The organism is Kocuria sp. KRD140 (assembly GCF_017168375.1).
In the GTDB taxonomy this organism is placed as follows: Bacteria; Actinomycetota; Actinomycetes; order Actinomycetales; family Micrococcaceae; genus Kocuria; species Kocuria marina.
In genome coordinates, this window is record NZ_JABFAW010000007.1 from 26,000 (window position 1) to 49,400 (window position 23,401).

Genomic DNA, 23,401 nt, shown 5'->3' on the forward strand with positions numbered 1-23,401 from the left:
AGGTCCTATCGGAAGTGCCCACCCCTGACACTTGTCACCCCCACGTCGTGACAAACCACGGTTCCGGGCCCGGGCCGCCCGCGGGAGGGTGGAGTCATGAACACCACAGCACCCCGGGAAGCCCCCGCGATCACCGTGACGGACGCCGTCAAGTCCTTCCGCACCCGCCGGGAAACGGTGCGCGCCGTGAAGGGTGTCTCGCTGCGGGTCCCGCGCGGCGACGTCGTCGCCCTGCTCGGTCCCAACGGCGCCGGGAAGACGACCCTGCTGGACATGGTCCTCGGCATGACCGACCCCACCGAGGGCGAGGTGCGCGTGTGCGGTGAGACGCCGCGCGCCGCGGTCGCGCACGGGAAGGTCGGCGCGGTGCAGCAAGCGGGCGGGCTGCTCGGGGACCTGTCCGTGCGCGAGACCGTGACCATGATCGCCTCGCTCTACCGCGACCACGCGCCGGTGGCCGAGGTGCTCGAGCGGGCCGGAGCCGCGCAGTTCGCGAACCGCAAGGTGTCCAGGTGCTCGGGCGGTCAGCAGCAACGCGTACGGTTCGCGCTCGCCCTGCTCCCCCGCCCCGAACTGCTCGTGCTGGACGAGCCCACCGCGGGCATGGACGTGCAGTCCCGCGCCGAGTTCTGGGACACGATGCATGTCGAGGCCCAGCGCGGGCTCACGGTCGTGTTCGCCACCCACTACCTCCAGGAAGCGGAGGATTTTGCGCGGCGCGTAGTGCTCATGGACCACGGCATGGTCCACCACGACGGGACGCTCGACAGCTTCCGTTCCGCCTCCACCCGTCAGACCGTCTCCTTCTCCTGGCCGGGGACGACGCCGCTGCCGGACCTTCCCGGCGTCACGCACCTCGATCGGGCGGGCACCCGCGTCACCGCGCACACCCGGGAATCGGACCGGCTGGCCCGCGTCCTGCTCACCGAGACCCCGGCCACCGAGCTGGAGATCTCCCGCGGCGGGCTCGAGGACGCCTTCGCCGCCCGCGTGAACCGCTCTGGCGAGCACTGAACCGCAGCGTCCCCGCCTCATCCGACCCACGAAGGATCCCGTCATGAACCTCACCTACACACTCCACGATTTCTGGCGCCAGGTCAGGGACGTCGCGAACATGTTCTTCATCGCCGTCCTGCCCGCCGCATTGTTCGTCATGTTCGGCGTCACCCAGGGCTGGTCCGGGGAATCCTCGGGCCACGGCAACGTCTCCGCGTACCTCATGGTGTCCATGGCCGCGTACGGAGCCGTCACCGCCACCACGTCCATCGCGGGCAGTGCGGCGGTCGAGAGGCTGCAGGGGTGGGGCCGCCAATTGGCCATGACCCCCATGGGCACGGGCGGGTACGCCGCGACCAAGGTCACGGTGGCGGTCTCCGTGGCCGTGATACCGGTGATCATCGTGTATCTGGCCGGCCTGCTCACCAATTCCATGCTGGACGACCTCTGGCGCTGGTTCGCGACCGCCGGGATCGTGGTGGCCAGCTCCTCGGTCTTCGCGCTCTACGGACTGGCCGCGGGGTTGTTGTTCCGCTCGGACGGGGCCGTGAGCGCGGCGTCCGGTCTGCTCGTGGTGCTCGCATTCCTGGGCAACGTGTTCATGCCGCTGTCCGGTGCATTGCTGGACTTCGCCCGCTTCACGCCCTTGTATGGGATCGTGGGACTTGCCCGCTATCCGATTACCGAAGGCTGGGTGGTCGCCGTGGACGGCACGGCCGAACAGGACAGCGTGTGGCTGCTACTGGCCAACGTGGGTGTCTGGGCCGCGATCTTCGGCGCCATCGCCCTGATCGCGGCCCGGAGAGCAACGGCCCGCCGATGACCACCAGGACTTCCGAGAACCCCGCGGTCCGGGGTACCGCGTGCGCGAGCGACCCCGCCCCGGGGACATCGACGTGGCCGGACGTCCTCTACGCGTCCGTGTGGTTGGTCTTCCTCTTCTTCCCGGCCTCCGGGGTGCTCTCCGCACCCGTCTCGAGCGGCACGAAGGCGCTGGGCCTGACCGGTCTGGGCCTGTTCGCCGCACTCTACGTGGTCTCGTGGTTGCTCGAGTACCCGTTCCCGCGCCGCAGCGAACGGGCCAACGCCCTGTTCTGGTGTCTCGTTCTCTTACTGCCGCTGGCTCTCGTGGTGCCGGCCGCGGGGCTGGCCGTCACGTACGTGGCGCCGTTCTTCGTGGCCGTGTGCATCTTCCGGTTCAGTATGCGGGCCTCACTGATCTCCGCGGCGGTGGTGGTGCTCGCGGCGAGCGTCCCGTGGCTGCTCGCCCGACCGCCGCACGAGTGGGGGTGGCCGCTGATCGGGACCCTGCCCGCGGTCTTCCTGCTGCTCATCTCCCGGTGGATGATGGAACGCTCCGGGGTCCAGGAGGAACTGAAGCGGGAGCTGGAGCTGGCTCGGCAGCGCGAGGCGGTGGGCCGCGACGTCCACGACATCCTGGGCCATTCCCTCACCGTGGTGTCCATGAAGGTCCAGCTGGCCCAGCGGCTGCTGACCACCGATCCGCAGCGCGCCGCCCAGGAACTCGACGACGTCCTGGTCCTGACCCGCGACTCCCTCACCGACGTGCGCTCCACCGTGGGCAAACTGCGCGAACCGGAGCTGAGCGTCCAACTCGTCCAGGCCCGCGCCGCTTTGCGCTCGGCAGGCATCACGCCGCACCTGCCCGACACCGTGCCCTCGATCGACGCAGCACGGCGTTCCGCGTTCGCCTGGATCCTGCGTGAGGCCGTGACCAACACGGTGCGTCATTCCGCGGCGTCCTCGTGCCGGGTCACGCTCACTCCCACCACGTTGACCATCACCGATGACGGCGTGGGCCTCGCACGAACGGACGACGACGCTGTACCCGCCCCACCCGCCGACGCGGCCACGCGCGCATTGGTCGACGACGTCGTCATGTCCCCCGTGCGTGCCGGCACTGGCTCGGGTGGGGCGGCCGACGACGCCGGGTCGGGACGGATCGGGGACAGCACCGGGCCGGGCCACGTGCGGAACGGGGCGGCAGCAGCGTCGTCGTCCGTGCTGCGCGGCAACGGACTACCCGGCAATGGCCTGCGGGGCATGCGGGAGCGGGCCGAGGCCGCCGGATTGCGGTTGACCCTGACCTCGCCCGTGGTCGACACGGACGGTGGATTGCGGATCGTGGTGGAGCCGGTATGAATCCGATCTGCGTGGTGATCGCCGACGACCAAGCGCTCGTCCGGGCCGGGCTCGCAGCTTTGCTGGACCTGGAACCGGACATCCGCGTGGTGGCCCAGGTGGGCGACGGCAGGGAGGCCGTGGCCGCGGTGACCTCACAGCACGTAGACGTGGCGCTGCTCGACGTCGAGATGCCCGTACTGGACGGGCTCGAGGCCACCCGGGAGATCACAGCTGGCGGCTCGGGAACGCGGTGCCTGATCGTGACCACATTCGACCGGCCGGGGTACCTGCGCCGCGCCTTGGAGTCCGGGGCGAGCGGCTTCGTGGTCAAGGACACGCCCGCGGAGCAGCTCGCGGAGGCCATCCGGCGCGTTCATGCGGGGCTGCGCGCGATCGACCCCGCGGTCGCGGAGGAATCACTCGTGGCCGGTGCCAACCCGCTGACCCAGCGGGAGCAGGACGTGCTGCGCGAGGCCGCGAACGGCGCGTCCGCCAAGCGGATCGCCGCGGCCCTGCACCTCTCCCCCGGTACGGTGCGCAATCACCTGTCCTCCGCGATCGGCAAGACGGGTGTGCAGAACCGGTCGGAGGCCGCGGCCCTGGCCCTGCGCAACGGGTGGATCTGAGCCGCGGTCACCCGTGCGCTTGTGCGTGTCGGACGGTCTTGTCATCGTGAGCCCATGGACGGTTCCGTGATGTCTCAGGTGTGGTGGTTGTGGGCGTTATTCGCCCTCGTGGTGGGCGGGGTGCTCGGGTACCTCGTGGCCTCGCGGAAGGCCAGGGTGCTGGAAGCCGAACTGAACGAGGCCCAGGAACAGCGACTCGCGGCACTGCAGGAAGCGGCCGCGGACCGTTCCGCCCGCGAACAACTCGAACAACGGGTGGATTCGCTGGAGGCCCGCTCGGTGCAGGACCAGAACGTGATGCGCGCCCTGGCTCCGCTCAACGATCAACTCTCCACCGTGGGGCGGCACGTGAACCAGTTGGAACGGGATCGCGCCCAGCAGTTCGGCGCGGTCGCCCAGGCGTTGGAAGCGGCCCGCACTACGGACCGGCAACTCCTGCAGGCCACGGGTTCGCTCGAATCCTCGCTGCGTTCCACCACGGCGCGCGGTGCGTGGGGTGAGATGCAGTTGCGTCGCGTCGTAGAGGCCGCCGGCATGACCCGGCACGTGGATTTCGCCGAGCAGTCCGTGCGTACCACGGACAGCGGCGTGCAGCGACCCGACATGGTGGTCAACCTGCCCGGTGCGCAGACCGTGGTGGTGGATGCCAAGGCCCCCATGAACTCGTACTTGGACGCCCAGGCGGTCGCGTCGGACGGCGCGGCGGAGAGCGAGCAGCGCCGCGCCCAGTTGCTCATGGCCCACGCCAAAGCACTGCGCTCCCACGTGAACACCCTGGGCACCAAGAGGTACTGGTCCGCGGAGGAGATCTCCCCCGAGCTCGTGATGTGTTTCGTGCCCATCGAGTCCGCGCTCGCCGCGGCCCTGGACGCGGATGCGTCCCTGTTGGAGTACGCCGCGCGCAACAACGTGGCACTCGTGTCCCCGGTGTCCCTGCTCGCATCCCTCAAGGCCGTGGCGTTCAGCTGGCGCCAGGCCACCCTCACGGACAACGCGCGGGAGCTCTACCGGTTGTCGCGGGAGCTGTACGACCGCATGGGTGCGGTGGGCAAACACCTGGCCGACATGGGCGGGTCACTGCGGCGCTCCGTGGACGGGTACAACAAACTCGTGGGGTCGCTGGAATCACGGGTGCTGCCCTCTGCCCGGAAGATCGCCGAACTGGATCCCACGAGCACGGGAACCGATGCCCTGGACACCAAACCCGTGGACTCGGTCCCCCGGCCGCTGACGGCCACGGAATTCGTGGAGGACTGACGCGGCTCAGCGGGTGGGCTTGGCCCCGCGGCCGCCCAGCCGACGGGACGTGTCCCCGTCCTGGGCCAGCTTGGCGCGCAGTTCCTTGGGCAGGGAGAACAGGATGTCCTCCTGGGCGGTCTCCACTTCCTCCACGGACCCGTAGCCGTACTCCGCGAGCAGATCCAGGACCTGGCGCACGAGGACCTCGGGAACCGAAGCACCGGAGGTCACGCCGACGGTTGCGACACCCTCGAACCAGGACTCGTCCACCTGATGGGCGAAGTCCACGCGTTCGGCGCGCCGGGCCCCGTACTCGAGGGCCACCTCCTTGAGGCGCACGGAGTTCGACGAGTTGGCCGAGCCCACCACGATCACCAGGTCCGCTTGCGGGGCGATCTCCTTGATCGCCGCCTGGCGGTTGGAGGTCGCGTAGCAGATGTCGTCGCTGGGGGGATCGATCATGTTGGGGAACCGGGCACGCAACCGGTTCACGGTCTCCATGGTCTCGTCCACGCTCAACGTGGTCTGGGACAGCCACACGAGTTTGTCCGGGTCCTGGACCTCGATGCTGTCCACGTCCTCCGGGGAGTTCACGATCTGGATGTGTTCGGGGGCCTCCCCGAACGTGCCCTCGACCTCTTCGTGGCCCACGTGGCCGATGAGCAGGATCTCGTAGTCGCTCTTGGCGAAGCGCACGGCCTCGCGGTGCACCTTGGTCACGAGCGGGCACGTGGCGTCGATGGTGTGGAGGTTGCGGTCGTGGGCGGACTGCACCACGGCCGGAGACACCCCGTGGGCGGAGAACACCAGCAGGGAGCCCTCGGGCACCTCGTCCGTCTCCTCCACGAAGATCGCACCGCGCTCCTCGAGGGTCTGGACCACGTGCTTGTTGTGCACGATCTCCTTGCGCACGTACACCGGGGCACCGTAGTGCTCGAGCGCCTTCTCCACGGCGATCACCGCGCGATCCACGCCCGCGCAGTATCCGCGCGGCGCGGCCAACAGGACCTTGCGCTCTCCGGTGACCGGAGCGGCGTCGGCAATTTCCTGGGGGGTGCGACGAACCCGGGGAACGGTGGGCATGGACAGGTCAACCACAGTGGACATGTCCTTAATGGTAAGTGACCATACGGGAGCGCACCACGGCGCCGATCACACCCACCAGGGCCACGCACGCGGCACCGATCATGCCCGTGACGCTGCGTCCCACGAAGGATTCTCGCAGCAGAGTGATGATCTGTTCCGTGACCAGGTGCGCCACGGGTTCCACACCGGACGCGTCCACCACGGAGCTCGCGGCCCACAGCACCATGGCGAGTAGGACACCGGTGAACAGCACACCGGCCAGGCCCACCCCGGCGATCGCGAGCCACCGCCGCGGGCTGACCACCACGGCGAGCACTGCGAGCAGCGCCACGAGCCACGGCAGCGCATACCGCCATTGGGCGAGCCACACCAGGGCGTCCAGCACGCGACCGGTCTCGGCACCGGGGACCGTCATGGTCAGATCGTTGCGGGCGATCCCCGGGGAGATCCCGATGACGTCCTCGACCTGGTGATCCACGGCGGCGCCCAACGCGGTGGCGTCCACCACGAGGTGTTCGGGCGCGTCCGCGGAATCGGCGCTCAGGGGTACGTTCGCGTCGTGGGTGTCCTGCAGGACCTGGATCCACGTCCCCTGTTGCTCGGGGGCGGTGAGCCAGGACTGTGCGGCGGTGACCGCCGTTTCCCGGACCCGCTCGATGGTCTGGTCCACGGGTTCGATCCCGACCTCGACGTCGCTCAGGGCGGTGAACGTCGCGCGGTCCAGGACGGTGCGCACGAGTTCGTCCTGGAAGGTCGTCTCGGTGACCACGGCCGCCGCGGTGTCCTGGAACCCCGAGGGCGAGAGCAGATGGTCCTGGATCCATGTCAGCCCCAGCCACGCGGCGAACCCCGCACCGGCCAGGATCGCGCACAGGGCGGCGCACAGGCTGCGCAGCAGCGCCGCGGGACGGGATGACGGAGATGAGCTCACGACTCCAATGTACGGAGAACCGGCTGTGCGTGTCCCCGTCGGGTGATACTTATGTCCCATGAGTACGTGGCCCCCGAGCGAAGACACCGGCGCACCGGGACGCCCCGCCGAGACGCCGCGGTTGGCGCGGGACACCACCCCGGAGAATCCGTGGCCGCTCAGCAAGCTGTCGTACGGGCTGCATGGGTGGATCGAACGCACACCTGCGGCCTGGGTCGAGGGTCAGGTGATCGAGGTCAACCATCGCGCCCGCGTCTCCTACGTGACGCTGCGCGACCTCCACGACGAGGTCTCGGTCAGCGTCACCATGTTCAAGGCGGAGATGTCCCGGTTGGAGCGCCCCCTCGAACGGGGCTCCCGGGTGATCGTTAACCTCAAGGCGGATCTGTACGTCAAGACCGGGCGGCTGTCCATGATCGGGCGGGACATCCGCCCCGTGGGTCTGGGGGACCTCCTGGAACGCCTCGAACGATTGCGGCGAGCGCTCGCGGAAGAGGGTCTGTTCGATCCCGCCCACAAGAAACCCCTTCCGGTGCTGCCCCACCGGGTCGGGTTGATCACCGGGCGCAATTCCGATGCCGAGAAGGACGTGGTGCGCAACGCCACCAACCGGTGGCCGGGTGTGCAATTCGAGATCCGCGAGGTTCCGGTCCAGGGAGCCGGTTCAGCGCGCGCCGTGGTCCAAGCCCTCGCGGAACTCGACGCCATGGAAGCCGTGGACGTGATCGTGATCGCCCGCGGCGGGGGCGCGTTCGAGGACCTGTTATCGTTCAGTGACGAATCCGTGCTGCGCGCGGTGTTCGCCGCCCACACGCCGGTCGTCAGCGCGATCGGCCACGAGAACGACCAACCGCTGCTGGATTACGTCGCGGACCTGCGCGCCTCCACCCCCACGGACGCGGGCAAACGCATCGTCCCGGACGTGCACGAGGAACGCCTTCGCATTGCCCAGGCGCGCGGAGCCCTGGACCGTGCGGTGGCCACCATGATCGAGCGCGAACACCAGGGACTCGAGACCATGCGGTCCCGGCCCTCCCTGGCCCAACCGGACTCCATGATCCTGGTCCGTGAGGAGGACCTGGATCGCTGGCGTTCGCGCGCGTGGTCCGCGGTGAACGCCCAGACCGTGCGAGCGCAGGACACGGTGGCCCAGATGCGCGCCCGCGTGCGTGCTCTGTCCCCGCAGCAGACATTGGATCGCGGTTACGCGGTCGTGCAGACCCCGGACGGTTCGGTCCTCACCGATGCGCGCGACGTCTCCGAGGGGCAGGACCTCACCGTGCGCCTGGCCGCCGGGGAACTCGGGGTGAATGTCACCTCCCGCACCAACCGCCAGCCCGGGGACCACTGAACCCCGCCCTTCGATCTCCTCGACCCCACCGGAAGGACACACCGTGGCACAGCAGAACAGCAGCGAGCAGCACAGCATCGGACAGGACGATTCCCGCCTCGGCGGCTCGGCCGGAACCCGCCCCGATCTCTCGGACGTGGACGGTCTGAGCTACGAACAGGCCCGCGAGCAGCTCGTGGAGACCGTGGCCCGGCTCGAAGCCGGGGGCACCACGCTGGAGGAGTCCCTCCACCTGTGGGAACGGGGCGAGGCACTGGCCACCCGCTGCGAGCAGTGGCTCGACGGCGCCCGCGAACGCCTCGACGCCGCCCGCGCCCGGCGCGAGGAGAACCGGGAGCAGGCGGCGTCGGAGGACTGACGCGCCGTCGGCGGACGGACGCAGTGGAGTCCGGTCACCGGTAAACCCCGGGAGCGGCCCGGCCACGTCACCCCGTGGTGAGACGTCGCCCGGACCGCGGTCGGGGTCAGGAACCGGCTACTGGTGGTACCCGGAGAGGAACTCGCCGAGTCGATCCAGCGCGGTGTCCAGCATGTCCACCGCGGGCAGCGTGACCAGACGGAAGTGGTCCGGCTTGCCCCAGTTGAACGCGGTGCCGTGGCTGAGCAGGATCTTCTGTTCCTTGAGCAGGTCCAGGGCGAAACGCTCGTCGTCCACGATCCCGAACTTCTCCACGTCCAGCTTGGGGAAGAGGTAGAGCGCACCGCGGGCCTGCTCGCACGTGACGCCGTCGATCTCGTTGAGCTTGCGGTGGGCGATGTCCCGCTGGGCCTTGAGCCGCCCGCCGGGGAGGATGAGGTCGTTGATCGACTGGTATCCACCCAGCGCCGTCTGGATCGCGTGCTGAGCGGGCACGTTCGCGCACATGCGCATGTTGGCGAGCAACTTGATGCCCTCCAGGTAGGACTCCGCGCGCCAGTTCGGCCCGGTGATCGCGAGCCACCCGGAGCGGTAGCCGGCCACCCGGTAGGCCTTGGACAGCCCCGAGAACGTCAGGCACAGCACGTCCTCACCGGTGAGGGACGCGGTGTTGATCATCTCGGCGTCGTCGTAGGTGATCTTCTCGTAGATCTCGTCCGAGAACAGGATGAGCTCGTGTTCCTTGGCCAGGTCCACGATCTTCTGCAGGGTCTCGCGTGAGTAGACCGCACCCGTGGGGTTGTTGGGGTTGATGATCACGATGCCCTTGGTGCGCGAGGTGATCTTGGATTCCATGTCCTCGAGGTCCGGGTTCCACCCGTTCTCCTCGTCGCACGTGTAATGCACGGGCGTGCCGCCGGACAGCGCCACCGACGCCGTCCACAGGGGGTAGTCCGGTGAGGGGATGAGGATCTCGTCGCCCGGATTACACAGTGCCTGCAGGGTCATGGTGATCAGCTCGGAAACACCGTTGCCCAGGTAGACGTCGTCTGTGTCCAGGTTCATGATCCCGCGCGTCTGGTAGTACTGCACCACCGCGGTGCGTGCGGAGTAGATGCCCCGGGAGTCCGAGTAGCCCTGCGCGTTCGGCAGGTTCTTGATCATGTCCACCAGGATGGCGTCCGGTGCCTCGAAGCCGAAGGGTGCGGGGTTGCCGATGTTCAGGCGCAGGATGCGCTGACCCGCGGCCTCCATCTTCTCCGCCTGCTCGAGCACGGGCCCGCGGATGTCGTAGAGGACGTTCTTCAGTTTGTCGGACTGTTTCACCTTAGCCATGGGGTCACCATACTCGGCGCCCCCATCCCGATTCGGTCGGCACGCGGCGGTGCTCCGCAGCTCAAGGGCCCACGACGTCGCTCGCTGCCTCCCGTCGCACGTCAGCACTTCTCGGATCACGTCAGCGCGGCTGCTCGCGTAGGAACGTCGCCGTCTGTTCGGGACTCATCGCGGGACCGGACCCGCCCGCGAGCCGGGTGATGGTCGTCAGGTCCTCCGACGTGAGATCTGCCGAGACCGCGTTCGCCGACGCCACCGCCCGGTCGTCCATGCCCTCGGAGCTGAGCACCACCGCGCGCTCCGGGCGAAACAGTCGGTTCGGGTCGTCCAGTTCCACGAGCCCGTCGTCGTCGATCGCGGGTTCGGAGGAACGCAGCACCGCGGCCTGCACCTCGTGGCTCAGCAGCGCATTCACGAGCTCGCCGGTGGTAGCGAACTCCGGCACGGCCTTGGGCGCACAGTCGTAATACGCCTTCAGCCCGCGTTCCCCCTGGGCGCTGTCTGCGTAGCCACGGGCCATCCCCACGGCCATCTCGGGGCAGTGCTCCCCGATCGTGTTCAGGCCCCCCAGGTTGTACTGCGCGTTCGTCGCGGCCGTGACCACCACGCGGTCCGTACGTTGCGCGGACGACGAATCGAGCACGGTCAGCCCGCGCGGCAGTGCCCCAGGCAGGGCGCGGTACACGTCGTCGTCGGACGGCCCGGTCTCCCCCGTGATGCCGAGCAACTGCCCGAGCGAGTCCAGCAGCCCGCGCGGGGCGCCCGTGTCCGGGGCGGGGGAACGCGTGGACGACGGGCTCACACTCGGTTGCGGCGAGGCAGGCCGCTCGTTCTGCCGCGTGTACACGTACAGATCCCCGGTGAAGTCGGGGACCATGGTCGCGTGGCCGGCCTGCAGGGCGTCCACGATCTGTTCGCGCGTGGTCCCCACGTCCACCACGCTCGCGGTGATCCCGTCCGCGGCCAGCTGCTGTTGATACAGGTGCGCCAGCACGCGGGTCTGCAGGTCCACGCCGGTCGCAATCTTCACGGTGGGCTCCCCCGTGGCGTTCGACGGCGACGCCTGGCTCGCCGTCTCCGTGTCCGGCCCGCCGGTCCCGCCACCCGCGCCGCACGCGTTCAGCAGGAGGGCGCCGCTCGCGAGCGCGGCGACGGCGCGCAGCCGCACCCCGTGACTCACCGGTCCCGGCCGGGCTCGGTGGCCACGTCCTGCTCGGGGATGTCCTCGGGTGGGGTGTCCGGGTCCGCAACGGCGCTCGTGAGCCCGGAGAGTCGCAGGCCCTGGTCCACGAGGTCCAGGCGCTTGAGGGAGTCGATGCGTGCGATCGGGAACCACGCGGCGTCGTCGGACGAACCATTCTGCTCGACCGCCAGGTCACCGCCCGTGACGTGGGCGGTGTACAGGACGCGGCACGCGTGATTGCCACGGGGCTGACCGTCCAGGCGCTGCTCGGGGGTCATCCAGTAGCTGTGCACGCCCACCAGGCCATCCGATTCCACGTGGAAACCGGTCTCCTCGAAGACCTCCCGGATCATGGTCTGCTCCGGCTGCTCCCCCGGTTCCATGCCGCCGCCGGGAAGGGTCCACGCGCCGTCGAACCCCGGGTGGCGGGGGTTCCAGTGCGTCAACAGCACGTGCTCGTCGCGGGTGATCAGGGCATAGGCGCCCACGCGGGAATCGAACGGCTTGCTCATGAGCGCCAGTCTACTGACGCGTTCCGGGTGACCCCTGACAGCGGACCGGTTTCCCCGGGGCGGTGCGGGCACGGCAGGGTGCGGTCGGTGCGACGCGCGGGCGGGGCCCATAATGTCCGGGTGAGCATCGTGGAGAACGCCATTTACCGCAACGGGCGCAGGGTCGAGTCGCCCCGGTCCCTCGAGGAGACGTACGACCTGCTGCAGCGGATGCTGGAGCATCCCGGGGAGCCCTCCGCGTCCGAGAGCGGGGACGCGGTCGTGGCGTGGATCGGGCTGTACCGGCCCGAACCGGACGAGGTCCGCTCGCTCGCCGAGCACTTCCACCTGCACGAGCTCGCCGTCGAGGACACCGTCCAGGCGCACCAGCGCCCCAAGATGGAACGCTACGGCGAGACGCTGTTCACCGTGATCCGCCCGGCGGTCTACCAGGACGCGACCGAGACCGTGGAGATCGGTGAGATCCACATCTTCACCGGACCCCATTTCGTGATCACCATCCGTCACTCCGAGTCCAGCGGCGTGGGGCGGGTTCGTAAGCGGGTCGAGGAGGACCGGGAGCTGTTGTGCTTCGGTCCGGACGGCGTGCTGTACGCGTTGCTGGACCAGATCGTGGACGACTACTTCCCCGTGCTCGACGGTCTCGAGAACGACATCGACGAGATCGAGGACGCCCTGTTCGCCGGGCAGCCGAACGTCTCGCAGCGGATCTACGAGCTCGCCCGGGAGATCAACGACTTCCACCGCGGGGTGGCCCCGCTCAGCCACGTGATGCAGCGTTACTTCACGGGCTTCACCAAGTACGGTACGCACGAGGAACTGCAGCACCGGTTGCGGGACGTGCTGGATCACGTGATCCAGGTCAGCGGGAAGCTCGAATCCATGCGGGCCTCGCTCACCGATGCCATGAGCGTGGATTCCACCCTCACCACGGCGCGGCAGAACGAGGCCGCCATGCAGCAGAACGAACAGATGAAGAAGATCTCCTCGTGGGCGGCGATCCTCTTCGCGCCGTCCATCGTGGGCTCGATCTACGGCATGAACTTCACCCACATGCCCGAGCTCGACTGGCGCCTGGGTTACCCCATGTCCCTGGGCCTCATGCTGCTCGTGGCCGTGGTGCTCTACGCGGTATTCAAGGTCAAGAACTGGTTGTGACGCGCGCAACGCGTCGGTTCGCTGGGGCGCGGACGGGCCGCACGGTGGGACGGTCCGGGGGCGACGTCGGCGGGTGACGTCCGCGGGCGACGTCGTCCGGCGGCCCTCTCGGAGGCCGCTCCCGCTCCGCGTTGAGCGGGCACGCATCCCGGGCCATTACCCTGGCGGGGATGGACAACTGGGAATTCTGGCTCGACAAACCGTTCCGCGTGGTGCTCGTGTTGCTGGGCGCCGTGGTGGTCTCCGCGCTCGTGCGCCTGCTGATCCGCAAGATCACCCGGGGGATTGCACGCGGCACCCAATCGCGGATCATCAAGCGCTTCGACCACGGCCAGGCCCGCTGGGTGCAGGACGCGGGGCTGGCATCCGAACGCCAGAGCCTGCGGGCCAGGACCATCGGGGCGGTGCTCTCGTCCGTGTCCACCGTGGCGGTGTGGGCGATCGCGATCCTCATGATCATCTCGGAACTCGGGTACAACATCGGGCCGGTGCTCGCCTCCGCGGGCATCGCGGGCGTGGCGCTGTCCTTCGGTGCGCAGTCCCTGGTCAAGGACTACCTCTCCGGGATCTTCATGGTCGCGGAGGACCAATTGGGCATCGGTGACTCCGTGGATCTCGGTGAGGCCGTGGGCACCGTGGAGAACGTGGGGTTGCGCGTGACCCAGGTCCGGGACGTGAAGGGCACCCTGTGGCACGTGCGCAATGGCGAGATCCTGCGCGTGGGCAATCAGTCCCAGGGCTGGGCCCGCTGTGTCCTGGACATCCCCGTCCCCTACGACACCAACATCGACCTGATCGCGGACATGATCGAACACGAAGCCCGGCTCGTGCGTGACGATCCGGACGTGGGTCCCAGCATCGTCGCGGACCCCGAGGTGTGGGGTGTGGAGAACATCTCGGGTGAGAGCATCACGATCCGGTTGGCCGTCAAGACCGCTCCCCTCGAGCAGTGGGACGTGGCCCGCGTGATGCGGGTGCGGATCAAAAAAATGCTCGACCGGGACGGGCTGCGCATCCCGCTGACCAACCAGGTCACAGTGCGCACGGGGGCCGAGCCCGAGACACAGGGAGAAGCACCCACCACGTCCTTCCCCGTGCCGCGTGTGCCTACGACCGGCAAGCTGCGCACCACCCCGGTGCGCCCCGAACCCGTGGACGTGGACAGCCACACCCCGGACGGCCGCACCCCCAGCCGCGACGAGTCCGGCGAGGGAACCACGTCCGCGGAACGCCGCGGGGACGGCTGAGCGCGGGCCGTCAGCTCCGCTTCCGGCGGACTCCCCCACCCCGGGAAGGCCGCCCGCGTCCCGGCTTCGCTGCGCTACGCTTCCCCGCCGATGACGCCGCTCGCCTGTCCCTGTCACGGGCCCCATCCTTGGTGCGGCCGCCGTCTCGCGGCGCTTCCCTGCCACTGGACTCCTTACGGCCACGCACGATCCCCACGAACCGCTGCACCGTGTCCTCGCCCTCGTCATCCAGGCCGCGAGGCCACACGAGGACCACGGGAACGGTGGGGGCGTCCGTGAGTTCTCTAAAGGTCACATCCTTGCGGGCATGCAGGCGCGCCACGGACATCGGCAGCACCACGGGACCCACGCCGGCGGCGGCGAGTTCGACGGCCATGGCGGCGTCGTCGATATCGCCGTGCGCTTGCGGGGTGGACTCCTCGGTGAGCTGCGCCAGGGTGAGGGAGTCGAGGACGGTCAGGAGGTCGTCGGTGCTCAGCACCGCCACCTGCAGCTCGTCGTATAGGTGCACCGCGTTGTGGGTGACCCGCAGGTCCTCGAGCGAGGGATCCCCCGGCGCCCAGCCGAGCCGGACGAAGCACGCAATGACGGCGGCGTCGTGGAGCGCCGAGCGCCATTCCGCGGCCGGGACCAGGACGTCCCGCAGCTCGGGGTGCATCCTGCGCTCGCGCCACCGGCCGAACCACTTGCCGGGCATGACACCGGGGACGTACCCCACGGTGAACGCGCCCGGCTCCGCGGGCTCAGAGGGGGGTGTCGGGGTGTCCGCTGCGGTCATGCTCCCACCCTAAGTGCACCCGTGCGTGCGCCATGTCCGGGCCTGTCCGAGCTGGGCGTGCAGGCCCATCCGGGCGATACGTACGGCTTCGTGGCGCGCGGATGTGCGAAAACCGACGCGGAGGGCTAGAGTGTTCCCTGTTGTTCGGGGCTTTAGCTCAGTTGGTAGAGCGTTTCGTTCGCAATGAAAAGGTCAGGGGTTCGATTCCCCTAAGCTCCACATTTTCTCAGATCCCGTGTCCGGAAGGGCACGGGATCTTTGCTGTCCGCGCTCCCGATCGATGGAGTCGGGAGCGCGACCCCCGGACCGTCGCGAACATCTGTGCCCCGTTAAGACATGCGATTCGCCAAGGACATGTTTTTTCGGGACACACGTGCATCGCCACCCATTGCCCCCGGCAGAAGGGCCCCATGCCCCAGCACCGCAGCTACACGACGAGCGTCGCCAGCGTGTACCCGCACTACGTGACCAAGGCGGGGAAGAAGAGCCGCACCAAGGACGAGGTGGACCAGATCATCTGCTGGCTCACCGGATGCTCCCCCGAGCAGCTGCGGAGCCAGCTCGACAACGACGTCGATTTCCAGACCTTCTTCACCGACGCCCCTGCCATGGAGAAGATCCTCCGAGGCTGACCCGCCGCGCGCGGATACTGTGAGCCCATGAAGATCCTCGTGACCGGCTTCGAGCCCTTCGGTGGAGAGACGGAGAACGCGAGCGGCGTCGCCGTCGACATGCTCCGCGAGTTCGCGCCGAGCGACGGCGTACGCATCGCCACGGCGATCCTCCCCGTCAGGTGGTCCGGCGCGGGTCCCGCGCTGCTGCGGGCCGTCGAGGAACACCGGCCCGACGCCGTCGTGGCCGTGGGTGAAGCGGGCGGCCGAACGGCCATCACCCCTGAGCGGTGGGCCAGGAACCTGGGGCACGGGCGCATCCCGGACAACAACGGCGAGGTCCGCGACGCCGCTCCCCTCGCCGAGGGTCCCGAGCGCCTCGAGTCCCGCATTGACCCTTCCGCGCTCGCCCATGCCGTCCGGGACGCGGGCATCCCGGCCGAGGTCTCCGACGACGCAGGCGCTTTCCTGTGCAACGCCGTCTTCTGGACCGCGCTGCACCGCACGGATCTGCCCGCCGCGTTCATCCACGTACCCGCGGTCAGGTCCAGAGGATCAGCGGGGATCGGTGCCGAGACCGACCCGGATCACGCCCCCGCGGATTCAGCGCTGAGTTTCGATGACCTCGCACATGCACTGGCGGCCGCTGTCCACGCCGTCGCACTCGAGTCAGGATCGCAGCCGGCCTGAACAGCCCCGGTAGGCCGGATCCACGCCACGGCCCCGAAAGGACCTCAGCATGGTTTCCACATCACGTCCCGCAGCCACCGCGTTCCTTGTGTCCGGCCTTTTCCTTCTGACCTCGTGCAACGGCGGCCGGACGTCCGAGCCGGCCCGAGCGAAACGGTCGCGGCGGCGTCGTCGTTGGGTGAGCCCCGGACCGTGACCGAAAACTTGGACGCGCCGTGGTCCGTTGCCTTCCACGGGGGCACTCCCCTGGTCAGCGAGCGCGACTCAGCCAGGATTCTGGAGCTCGACGACGCAGGGCAGGCTCGCGAGGTGGGCGTCGTTCCCGGCGGCCAGGGCGACACATCGTCCCACGCTTTCCCGCATGCGGTGTGCAGCGATATCATCGCTCTATGGCGATTGAAGTAAGTGAGCTCCCCACGTTGAATGCACGAGCCACCGCGGCGTACGCGCACCTGTTCCAGGCGCTGAGTGAACCGACCCGGCTGGCCGTGGTGCAGCACCTGGCCTCGGGGGAACACCGGGTCCGGGACCTCGTGGAGCACATGGGCCTGGCCCAGTCCACGGTGAGCAAACACCTGAGCTTCCTCGTGGAGTGCCACCTGATCCAGGCGCGGCCGGAGGGGCGTGCCACGTGGTATTCCCTCACCCACTCGCATGAACTCGCGGCCCTGATCGCTGCCGCGGAACACATCCTGCATGCCACCGGCACCGACGCGGTGCTGTGCGCTCACTTACGTCATCCCCCGCAGGGACCCGCCACCGGAACCGCTGCAGTGTGGGGCGGGGCGGCGTCGTCGTCGGGATGGGAGGCCGAGTAATGGGCGCCGGACACGTACACGGTCACACCCACACTGGGGCCACGGGACACCCGGGGCGACTGCGGGTGGCCTTCGGGTTGACCGCGGGGATGGTCGTGGCCCAGGCGGCGGGGGCGGTAATCACGGGGAGCTTGGCCCTGCTGACCGACACCGTCCACGCCTTGACGGATGCGATCGGGCTGCTCGTAGCGCTCGTCGCGGCGCACCTGATGACGCGCCCGGCCAGTTCCAAGCACACGTGGGGCTTCCGGCGCGTGGAGGTGATCGCGGCCCTCGGCCAGGCCACCCTCCTGCTGGGCGTGGGGATCTTCGCCGCTGTGGAGGGTGTCCGGCGGCTCGTGGAACCGCGCGAGGTACCGCCCACGGAGCTGTTGGTCTTCGGCGCCGCGGGGTTGGCGTGCAACGTAGTGGCCATCCTGGTGCTGTCCTCGAGTCGGGAGAGCAACTTCAACATGCGTGCCGCGTTCCTGGAGGTCGTCAACGACGCCCTGGGCTCGCTGGGCGTCATCGTGGCCGCCGTGGTGATCGCGACCACCGGGTTCCAGCGCGCGGACACCGTGGCGGCACTGTTCATCGCCGCGCTCATCCTTCCCCGCGCCGTGCGGATCATGCGCGAGACCGCAGCGGTGCTCATGGAGTTCACGCCGCGCGGCCTGGATCTGGACCTGTTCCGCGAGCACATCATGGCCCTGCACCACGTGGTGGACGTGCACGACGTTCACGCCTCCACGGTCGCCACGGGCCTTCCCACCATCAGCGCGCACGTGGTCGTGGAGGACGAATGCTTCCGGGATGGGCATGCGGCAGACTTGCTCCGGGACGTGAAGACGTGTGTCGCGGAACACTTCGACGTGTCGGTACACCACTCCACGTTCCAGATCGAAACGGCGGACATTCGCGATTCGGAATCCCACGAGGTTTTGCACGCCTGACTCCGCCGCAACGCCCACACCCCGGGAGGACACCATGAGGGAACCCACCAGCACGCTGTTCACGGACGTCGTCGTCTTCGACGGCACGGACTTCCACTCCGGGACCAGGGACGTCCTGGCGCGCGAGGGACGCATCGAGCGGGTGGCCTCGCGCGGTGAGATCCAGGCCTCGCAGGACACGCGCACGGTGAACGGCTCGGGACACACGCTCACCCCGGGGTTCATCGACTGCCACGTACACCTGACCGTGAGCAACGCGGGGTCCCTCGCGGGTTTCGCGGAACCGTTCTCCACGCAGTTCTACCGCTCGGTGGACAACATGCGCCGCACGCTCGACGCCGGTGTGACCACCGTGCGCGATGCCGGCGGTGCGGACGCCGGCCTCAAGCATTCCCTGGCCACCGGGCTGGTCCGCGGACCACGCGTGAAACTCTCGGTGAGCATCATGTCCCAGACCGGGGGCCACGGGGACAGCTGGTTGCTCTCGGGTGCGTGCTCACCCATGCTCGCGCCGCACACCGGCCGCCCCGACGGCGTGGCCGACGGTCCCGACGGCGTGCGGCGCAAGGCCCGCGAGATCCTGCGGGCCGGTGCAGACCAGATCAAGATCTGCTCCACGGGCGGTGTGTTGTCCCCCGACGACGATCCGCAGCACTCGCAGTTCGGCCCGGACGAGATCGAGGTCATCGTGGCCGAGGCCCGCGCACAGGGTGCCTACGTGATGTCCCACGCGCAGGGTGCCCCCGGGATCAAGAACGCCCTGCGCGCCGGAGCACGATCCGTGGAACACGGGATCTTCCTGGACGACGAGGCCATCGAGCTGCTCCTGGAGAACGACGCCTTCCTGGTCCCCACGCTGCAGGCCCCGCTCGCGGTGATCACGGCCCACGAGGCGGGCGTACCCATGCCCCCGGGCGTGGTCGAGAAGGCCCGCCGCGTGGCGCAAGCCCACAGCGCGTCCGTGGCCAAGGCCCACGACGCTGGCGTGAAGATCGCCATGGGCACGGATGCGGGCGTGGGAGCCCACGGCGAGAACCTCGAGGAGATCGAGCTCATGGCGGCCAACGGGATGTCCACGGTGCACGCGTTGCGTGCCGCGACATCCACGGCCGCGCAGCTCATCGAGGAACCATGCCTGGGCAACCTCGAGCGTGGCGCCACGGCGGATCTGGTCCTACTCCAGGGTGATCTCCACCGCGAGGGCGTCACGCAACTGCGCGGCCGGGTCCGCGGGGTGTGGCAGGCCGGGGAACGGGTGCGCTGAGCGGGGCGCACCGCCCCGGCCCCCGGCAGGAACATCAGGCGCGCGCCAGACGCTCCCACGCGAGTTCGGCGAGGGCCGCGGCCTGGGCGCCGCTCCGCCGTGTCCCTCCTCGCCGGGCTGGAACATGAACACGACGTGGCCCTACAGGTCGTCCCGGCGAGCGCTCAGCAGTGTGGCCGCGCCCACGAGACCAGCGGTGTGCAGGTCGGGCCGCAGTGATGTCGCGTCGTCCAGGAACGTCACGCGGCCTCCTCGGTCCGGGCGGGCGGTCTCAGTCCCCGTCCGCCGGCATCCCCGTGAGTTCCGGTCCTGGCGCGAGCCGGACCGGGCCACGGGCTGTGGTGATGTCCACTGTCTCACCTTTTTGCTGCACCGTGATCTCCCCCGCGTCCGCCAGTTCCCGGGCCACCGCCCGCACCCCGGGCATGTCGTCCCGCCATTCGTCCCCGCCCAGGGTTCGGGCGACGTCGGACGGGCAGATCGTCGTGCCCGCTCGGTGCCGCAGCAGCGCACGGATCGTGGCCGCACGCCGTTCCCGCAGTCCGGACTCCGAGGGGGTCTCCCACCACGGGTCACCTCGCTCCCCCAGCGCGACCTTCGCGTCCTGGACCCGCTCGCGCGCGTGTTCGTCCTTGGACTTCACGGCTCGCCGGGCGCTCATGAGTTCGCGGACGAGTTCCTCCCGGAACTTCTCAGGGATGCACGGGTCCGTGGCGCGCCATGTGCGCCCGTTGACCACGATGTGGTGCCCGTCCGCAGTGCGTTCGGGGCCCGACGACGCCGCGGTCGCCGCGTCCTTCTTTTCCGGGCTCATCGGCGCAGCCCCCCATCCAGTCCCAGGCGGGAGATGAGTTGTTCGTGGCGCGCCAGACCGGCCGTGACCACGGAAGGGTTCTGGGCGTACCAGCGCAGGTGTTCGGCCGCGATGTCCTGTTCCGGGATGTGTTCCCCGTGGATGATCCAGTCGTCGTGCGGACCCCCGATCAAGTCGTCGGGATCGTGACCGAGGACTTCGAGCGTGCTCGCGTAGATCGGTGCGCGGATCCCGCCCAGCAGCACCCGCCCGGGATCGGGGACGGTCGCGCTGAGGCCGGCCTCCGCCAGGATCGCCGCAGCGACCTCCGTGAGCACCCCGTTACCCGGGTGATTGATCACGTGCACCGCATTGGGGCCGGCGGCATCCAGGATCGAGGCGGCATCGAGGGCATGGTGCGCGTCCTGCCGCACCCGCAGCTGTCGCAGCGACTCTTCCCGTGCCGCCCACACTGCCTCCGGGGTCGGGCTGGTCAGCTCCACCGTGGACTCACCCCGGGCCGCGGCGGTCAGCACCCGCAGGTCGTGGTACGGGGCCACGGGAGGGTCCCCCACGCCTGGGGCCCGCACGATCGCAAGCGTGGGCATGAGCGCGGTCCAGCGCATCACCGGGATGCGCACGATCCGGGCGTCGTCGGCCAAGCGCGGGAGGACGTCGTTGTTGCCCAGGGGCAGGCCGCGGTATCCGGCCGCCACGGGCTGGGTCACGAACAGCGAGAGCCGCGGCAGCAGGGTATGCAAGTGGGGCAGGTCCTGCTCGGTCAACTCGTGCACGGGCGGCAGGCGCACCCCGTGCCACTCACCGGCCAGGGCGCCGTGGAGCAGGACGCGCAGGGACTCGGCCTGACAGTTGCCGTACACCGCGAACAGCGGGACATCGGGGAGCTCGTTGAGCCCGTAGAAGTCCCCGTAGTGCACCCGGCGGCCCGCGATGTGTGCGTCGTTCGTCGGTTCAGTGGTCATGTCCCACCCTGTCCTCGAGTCGTCGTGCGGTGTCCGCGGCGTGGACCGGGACCTGCGGATCGTCCGGGTCCACGTCCACCGGATTCGATTCTGCCCGGTTCACGGCACGCACGGAACGCACCGTGAGCAGCCCCGGCACATGAGTCTCCCCGCGCTCGCTCCACCGACGCAGGGGTACGTCCAGTGTGAGGGGCGCGTGGACATCGGCGAGGACCACGGCCCGGTCGAGCACGTTCTGCGGTGGTGCACCGATCCGGATCCGGGGGTCCTCGGCGAGCGCGTCCGGGACCTCCGCGCGGTCCACGAACCACACCCCAGCATCCGTGTCGCGCAGGACGTGGGCGGCGGTGAGGTAGGCCTCGGCGGCGTCGTCGTGCCCGTGCACTTGCACGACCGCCCACGGTTGGCCGAACGCGACACCCGACCCGCGCGTGCTGCGCAGTGGGATCCGCCGGGCGAGGGCGAGAGTTTCGGCGTCCTTGACCGCGCGCGTGGCACTGCGGCCGGCGAGGTCGGGACCGTCGTGCCACGCCCCGGCCCCCGGTACGTGGGTGAAGCGCGCCCCCGCTTGCCAGCAGCGGTACGCCAGGTCCCAGTCCTCGCCGCCGTAGCCCACGAGGGTCTCGTCGAAGCCACCGCAGCGCTCGAAAAGTGCGCGGTCCATCGCGAGCAGCGCGCTGATCACGAGCCGGAAGTCCTCGGTCCCCGCGTCCGCCAGATCCGCCGTGCGGGCGTAGCCGTCCGCGAGCCACACGGGATCCTGCAGCCGACGTGCGCCGGGGACGTCCTCGCCCGCGACCCAGCGCAGCACGGCGGGCACGTTGAGGCCGTCGAGCGCCGCGTGATGGCGAGCGCCCACCGCGAGCGCGCCGTGGCCGTCATCCGCACGGGTGAGCCCGGTGAGCATCGCGGAGACGAACCCCGGCTCGGGGATCATGTCCCCGTCCAGGAACACGAGCACATCACCCCGCGCAGTGCGCGCCCCGAGATTGCGCGCCGCCCCCGCGCGGAAGCCCAGGTCCTCCTGGCGCACCACGGTGCACGTGAACGGGACGGGCGGGATCGCGGGGGCCTCTGCGGAGCCGTCGTCGGCGACCACAACCTCCAACTCTTCTGCCGGGTGGTCCTGCTGCGCCAATGCGGCGAGCAGGCGATCCAGGCCGCGCTGGTTCTCGAAGTACGGGACGACGACGCTCATCGACGGCGCGCTCACAGCGCACCTCGCCGAGGCGTGAGTCGATCCCCTGTGATCCGCTCCCATTGCATTGCGGCGGCAGCAGCCGTGCCGGGGACCTGAGTCGCATCCCACGCGGCGGGATCGATCCACGTGGCGGCGGGATCCTTGAGTGCGCGAGCCAGCGCCGTCGGGAGGTCATCGGTGAGCGTAAGCGCCCATGGGGCCCGCGCCGCGAGTTCCTCGAAGAACGGGTGGGGCGTCACGAGGGGTTTGCGTCCGCTCGCGATCCACCGGCCCACCGACCCGGAGGCCGAGACGTGGGACGGTGCGACCACCGGGACCGTGACTTCTTGCGCGGCGCGGGTCAGGGCGGCGTCGGGCAGGAATCCCGTGGCGCTGAACGAGTGCCCGAGCGCGCGGGCCGCGGCGTTCAGGGCCGGGACGAGGTCGTCGTGACCGTCCGAGGGGCGGCCCAGTGCCACGACGTCAACCGGGGTGCGCACACCTTCGAGGGCCGCGACCACACGGTCGTGGCCCTTGCCCGGATACAGGAAGCCGAGCATCGCCACGCTCGGAGTGCCGTTCGCCGGATGACGTCGCGCGGCCGCCCACTCCCCCGGCTCCGGCGGATCGATGGGCAGCGGGTCCACGAAAACGGCGGTGACATCGGCTGCGACGAACCGCTCGAGCTGGCGACGTTCCGAGTCGCTGCTCACGATAATGGTGCGCGCGAGTTCCGTGACGAGCTCGTAGGCCGCACGCCGTGCCCCGAAGGCGTGGCCGTCCGACGGCTGGGGAATGTCGTGCAGGGTCACCGAGACGGGCCGGACCCGAGCCAACCGGGCGATCGTGTCCGCGGCGGCCGTGGCGGAATCGCCGAACACGCGGTCGGTGAAGTGCAGGTGCACGGGGGCGTCGTCGCGGAGCAGGTCGGGCAGGAGTTCGTCGACCGTGCCGGACACCGATCGGGCTTCCGGGGTGTGCCGCGCGAGTGCCTCGGCATGCATACGGACACCGTGCTGGGCCGGGCCCACACAGGCGAGGAGGGGAACTGTCACCGCCCCACTGTATCGACCCGGCCATCCATCCGGCCCCAACATCTGTGTCCCGGAACAATACGTGGATTCGAGAATCCGTGCATTTTCGGGCCCCAGGTGTTGTGCAGTCCGGCTGCCGCGGCGGCCAGGC

At 69.5% G+C, this 23,401-nt stretch carries 24 protein-coding genes and 1 tRNA gene; 15 read left to right on the forward strand and 10 right to left on the reverse strand.

Translation table 11 applies throughout. The features are described from left to right. The first annotated feature begins 96 nt into the window (after positions 1 to 96). Genes J1M36_RS06430 through rmuC form a run of 5 tightly spaced genes read left to right on the forward strand, consistent with a single transcriptional unit; the run spans position 97 to position 5,024 of the window. Positions 97 to 1,014 (forward strand): ABC transporter ATP-binding protein, encoded by a 918-nt coding sequence (locus J1M36_RS06430; protein ID WP_206478924.1) that lies wholly within the window; start codon positions 97 to 99, stop codon positions 1,012 to 1,014. A gap of 43 nt (positions 1,015 to 1,057) precedes the next feature. Continuing rightward, positions 1,058 to 1,819, forward strand: a complete 762-nt coding sequence (locus tag J1M36_RS06435) for an ABC transporter permease (RefSeq protein WP_064847293.1) — start codon at positions 1,058 to 1,060, stop codon at positions 1,817 to 1,819. Continuing rightward, complete coding sequence (locus J1M36_RS06440) at positions 1,816 to 3,159, forward strand: histidine kinase (protein ID WP_206478925.1); 1,344 nt, start codon at positions 1,816 to 1,818, stop codon at positions 3,157 to 3,159. Before J1M36_RS06435 ends, J1M36_RS06440 begins: the two co-directional genes overlap by 4 nt. After that, positions 3,156 to 3,767: a response regulator transcription factor gene (locus J1M36_RS06445; RefSeq protein WP_206478926.1), complete on the forward strand. Its 612-nt coding sequence runs from the start codon at positions 3,156 to 3,158 to the stop codon at positions 3,765 to 3,767. Before J1M36_RS06440 ends, J1M36_RS06445 begins: the two co-directional genes overlap by 4 nt. A 54-nt stretch (positions 3,768 to 3,821) precedes the next feature. Next, on the forward strand, positions 3,822 to 5,024 hold the full coding sequence (gene rmuC / locus J1M36_RS06450; protein WP_241246950.1) for a DNA recombination protein RmuC: 1,203 nt from the start codon (positions 3,822 to 3,824) through the stop codon (positions 5,022 to 5,024). Positions 5,025 to 5,030: 6 nt separating this feature from the next. Here the strand turns inward: rmuC and J1M36_RS06455 are convergent, their stop codons facing one another. Together J1M36_RS06455 and J1M36_RS06460 are read right to left on the reverse strand one after the other, a co-directional pair. Beyond that, positions 5,031 to 6,113, reverse strand: a complete 1,083-nt coding sequence (locus J1M36_RS06455) for a 4-hydroxy-3-methylbut-2-enyl diphosphate reductase (protein ID WP_064847295.1) — start codon at positions 6,111 to 6,113, stop codon at positions 5,031 to 5,033. A gap of 4 nt (positions 6,114 to 6,117) precedes the next feature. Next, positions 6,118 to 7,023, reverse strand: a complete 906-nt coding sequence (locus J1M36_RS06460) for a hypothetical protein (protein ID WP_206478927.1) — start codon at positions 7,021 to 7,023, stop codon at positions 6,118 to 6,120. 58 nt (positions 7,024 to 7,081) lie between these two features. Between J1M36_RS06460 and xseA the strand changes: the two genes are divergently transcribed. After that, positions 7,082 to 8,374, forward strand: coding sequence for an exodeoxyribonuclease VII large subunit (gene xseA / locus J1M36_RS06465; RefSeq protein ID WP_206478928.1), 1,293 nt, complete (start codon positions 7,082 to 7,084; stop codon positions 8,372 to 8,374). Between the two features lie 76 nt (positions 8,375 to 8,450). Next, the gene (locus J1M36_RS12745; protein ID WP_342358317.1) at positions 8,451 to 8,732 is read left to right on the forward strand and encodes an exodeoxyribonuclease VII small subunit; all 282 of its coding nucleotides are present in this window, start codon (positions 8,451 to 8,453) and stop codon (positions 8,730 to 8,732) included. A gap of 117 nt (positions 8,733 to 8,849) precedes the next feature. On the opposite strand, the gene J1M36_RS06475 is transcribed toward J1M36_RS12745, so the two are convergent. From J1M36_RS06475 to J1M36_RS06485, 3 genes are all read right to left on the reverse strand, one after another. Beyond that, the gene (locus J1M36_RS06475; protein ID WP_035965927.1) at positions 8,850 to 10,067 is read right to left on the reverse strand and encodes a pyridoxal phosphate-dependent aminotransferase; all 1,218 of its coding nucleotides are present in this window, start codon (positions 10,065 to 10,067) and stop codon (positions 8,850 to 8,852) included. 121 nt (positions 10,068 to 10,188) lie between these two features. After that, positions 10,189 to 11,247 carry a glycine betaine ABC transporter substrate-binding protein gene (locus J1M36_RS06480; RefSeq protein ID WP_206478930.1) on the reverse strand — a complete coding sequence of 353 codons (1,059 nt, stop codon included), beginning with the start codon at positions 11,245 to 11,247 and terminating at the stop codon, positions 10,189 to 10,191. Next, a complete protein-coding gene (locus J1M36_RS06485) occupies positions 11,244 to 11,762 on the reverse strand; it encodes an NUDIX hydrolase (protein WP_206478931.1) in 519 nt (172 codons plus the stop codon). The genes J1M36_RS06480 and J1M36_RS06485 overlap by 4 nt, the downstream gene beginning before the upstream one ends. 120 nt (positions 11,763 to 11,882) lie before the next feature. Between J1M36_RS06485 and corA the strand changes: the two genes are divergently transcribed. Continuing rightward, entirely contained in the window at positions 11,883 to 12,920 is a 1,038-nt protein-coding gene (gene corA / locus J1M36_RS06490; RefSeq protein ID WP_206478932.1) for a magnesium/cobalt transporter CorA, read from the forward strand. A 170-nt stretch (positions 12,921 to 13,090) separates the two neighbouring features. After that, entirely contained in the window at positions 13,091 to 14,167 is a 1,077-nt protein-coding gene (locus tag J1M36_RS06495) for a mechanosensitive ion channel family protein (protein ID WP_085106457.1), read from the forward strand. 10 nt (positions 14,168 to 14,177) lie between these two features. Here the strand turns inward: J1M36_RS06495 and J1M36_RS06500 are convergent, their stop codons facing one another. After that, the gene (locus J1M36_RS06500) at positions 14,178 to 14,945 is read right to left on the reverse strand and encodes a LysR substrate-binding domain-containing protein (RefSeq protein ID WP_241246952.1); all 768 of its coding nucleotides are present in this window, start codon (positions 14,943 to 14,945) and stop codon (positions 14,178 to 14,180) included. A gap of 146 nt (positions 14,946 to 15,091) precedes the next feature. On the opposite strand from J1M36_RS06500, the gene J1M36_RS06505 reads away from it, so the two are divergent. The 6 genes from J1M36_RS06505 (at position 15,092) to J1M36_RS06530 (ending at position 19,260) form a co-directional block, all read left to right on the forward strand. Beyond that, positions 15,092 to 15,164, forward strand: a tRNA-Ala gene (locus J1M36_RS06505). Positions 15,165 to 15,355: 191 nt separating this feature from the next. Further along, the gene (locus J1M36_RS06510) at positions 15,356 to 15,577 is read left to right on the forward strand and encodes a DUF2200 family protein (RefSeq protein WP_206478933.1); all 222 of its coding nucleotides are present in this window, start codon (positions 15,356 to 15,358) and stop codon (positions 15,575 to 15,577) included. Positions 15,578 to 15,604: 27 nt separating this feature from the next. Next, positions 15,605 to 16,246: a pyroglutamyl-peptidase I gene (locus tag J1M36_RS06515; RefSeq protein ID WP_206478934.1), complete on the forward strand. Its 642-nt coding sequence runs from the start codon at positions 15,605 to 15,607 to the stop codon at positions 16,244 to 16,246. A 389-nt stretch (positions 16,247 to 16,635) separates the two neighbouring features. Continuing rightward, positions 16,636 to 17,064: a helix-turn-helix transcriptional regulator gene (locus J1M36_RS06520; RefSeq protein WP_206478935.1), complete on the forward strand. Its 429-nt coding sequence runs from the start codon at positions 16,636 to 16,638 to the stop codon at positions 17,062 to 17,064. After that, positions 17,064 to 17,996 carry a cation diffusion facilitator family transporter gene (locus J1M36_RS06525; protein ID WP_206478936.1) on the forward strand — a complete coding sequence of 311 codons (933 nt, stop codon included), beginning with the start codon at positions 17,064 to 17,066 and terminating at the stop codon, positions 17,994 to 17,996. The genes J1M36_RS06520 and J1M36_RS06525 overlap by 1 nt, the downstream gene beginning before the upstream one ends. Positions 17,997 to 18,030: 34 nt before the next feature. Beyond that, positions 18,031 to 19,260 (forward strand): amidohydrolase family protein, encoded by a 1,230-nt coding sequence (locus J1M36_RS06530; RefSeq protein WP_206478937.1) that lies wholly within the window; start codon positions 18,031 to 18,033, stop codon positions 19,258 to 19,260. A 271-nt stretch (positions 19,261 to 19,531) separates the two neighbouring features. On the opposite strand, the gene J1M36_RS06535 is transcribed toward J1M36_RS06530, so the two are convergent. The 4 genes from J1M36_RS06535 to J1M36_RS06550 are packed head-to-tail and all read right to left on the reverse strand — an operon-like array spanning position 19,532 to position 23,271. After that, positions 19,532 to 20,074, reverse strand: coding sequence for a DUF3253 domain-containing protein (locus J1M36_RS06535; RefSeq protein WP_206478938.1), 543 nt, complete (start codon positions 20,072 to 20,074; stop codon positions 19,532 to 19,534). Continuing rightward, positions 20,071 to 21,036, reverse strand: a complete 966-nt coding sequence (locus J1M36_RS06540) for a WcbI family polysaccharide biosynthesis putative acetyltransferase (RefSeq protein ID WP_206478939.1) — start codon at positions 21,034 to 21,036, stop codon at positions 20,071 to 20,073. Before J1M36_RS06540 ends, J1M36_RS06535 begins: the two co-directional genes overlap by 4 nt. Continuing rightward, positions 21,026 to 22,249, reverse strand: a complete 1,224-nt coding sequence (locus J1M36_RS06545; RefSeq protein ID WP_342358301.1) for a glycosyltransferase — start codon at positions 22,247 to 22,249, stop codon at positions 21,026 to 21,028. Before J1M36_RS06545 ends, J1M36_RS06540 begins: the two co-directional genes overlap by 11 nt. After that, positions 22,246 to 23,271, reverse strand: a complete 1,026-nt coding sequence (locus J1M36_RS06550) for a hypothetical protein (RefSeq protein WP_342358302.1) — start codon at positions 23,269 to 23,271, stop codon at positions 22,246 to 22,248. Before J1M36_RS06550 ends, J1M36_RS06545 begins: the two co-directional genes overlap by 4 nt. Positions 23,272 to 23,401 lie beyond the last annotated feature (130 nt).

What these genes read in the sequence shown, in the direction of transcription:
- J1M36_RS06430 (WP_206478924.1), top strand. Translation starts at nt 97, where the DNA reads ATGAACACCACAGCACCCCGGGAAGCCCCCGCGATCACCGTGACGGAC.
- J1M36_RS06435 (WP_064847293.1), top strand. Translation starts at nt 1,058, where the DNA reads ATGAACCTCACCTACACACTCCACGATTTCTGGCGCCAGGTCAGGGAC.
- J1M36_RS06440 (WP_206478925.1), top strand. Translation starts at nt 1,816, where the DNA reads ATGACCACCAGGACTTCCGAGAACCCCGCGGTCCGGGGTACCGCGTGC.
- J1M36_RS06445 (WP_206478926.1), top strand. Translation starts at nt 3,156, where the DNA reads ATGAATCCGATCTGCGTGGTGATCGCCGACGACCAAGCGCTCGTCCGG.
- rmuC (WP_241246950.1), top strand. Translation starts at nt 3,822, where the DNA reads ATGGACGGTTCCGTGATGTCTCAGGTGTGGTGGTTGTGGGCGTTATTC.
- J1M36_RS06455 (WP_064847295.1), bottom strand. Translation starts at nt 6,113, where the DNA reads ATGTCCACTGTGGTTGACCTGTCCATGCCCACCGTTCCCCGGGTTCGT.
- xseA (WP_206478928.1), top strand. Translation starts at nt 7,082, where the DNA reads ATGAGTACGTGGCCCCCGAGCGAAGACACCGGCGCACCGGGACGCCCC.
- J1M36_RS06475 (WP_035965927.1), bottom strand. Translation starts at nt 10,067, where the DNA reads ATGGCTAAGGTGAAACAGTCCGACAAACTGAAGAACGTCCTCTACGAC.
- J1M36_RS06485 (WP_206478931.1), bottom strand. Translation starts at nt 11,762, where the DNA reads ATGAGCAAGCCGTTCGATTCCCGCGTGGGCGCCTATGCCCTGATCACC.
- J1M36_RS06495 (WP_085106457.1), top strand. Translation starts at nt 13,091, where the DNA reads ATGGACAACTGGGAATTCTGGCTCGACAAACCGTTCCGCGTGGTGCTC.
- J1M36_RS06500 (WP_241246952.1), bottom strand. Translation starts at nt 14,945, where the DNA reads ATGACCGCAGCGGACACCCCGACACCCCCCTCTGAGCCCGCGGAGCCG.
- J1M36_RS06510 (WP_206478933.1), top strand. Translation starts at nt 15,356, where the DNA reads ATGCCCCAGCACCGCAGCTACACGACGAGCGTCGCCAGCGTGTACCCG.
- J1M36_RS06515 (WP_206478934.1), top strand. Translation starts at nt 15,605, where the DNA reads ATGAAGATCCTCGTGACCGGCTTCGAGCCCTTCGGTGGAGAGACGGAG.
- J1M36_RS06520 (WP_206478935.1), top strand. Translation starts at nt 16,636, where the DNA reads ATGGCGATTGAAGTAAGTGAGCTCCCCACGTTGAATGCACGAGCCACC.
- J1M36_RS06525 (WP_206478936.1), top strand. Translation starts at nt 17,064, where the DNA reads ATGGGCGCCGGACACGTACACGGTCACACCCACACTGGGGCCACGGGA.
- J1M36_RS06530 (WP_206478937.1), top strand. Translation starts at nt 18,031, where the DNA reads ATGAGGGAACCCACCAGCACGCTGTTCACGGACGTCGTCGTCTTCGAC.
- J1M36_RS06535 (WP_206478938.1), bottom strand. Translation starts at nt 20,074, where the DNA reads ATGAGCCCGGAAAAGAAGGACGCGGCGACCGCGGCGTCGTCGGGCCCC.
- J1M36_RS06540 (WP_206478939.1), bottom strand. Translation starts at nt 21,036, where the DNA reads ATGACCACTGAACCGACGAACGACGCACACATCGCGGGCCGCCGGGTG.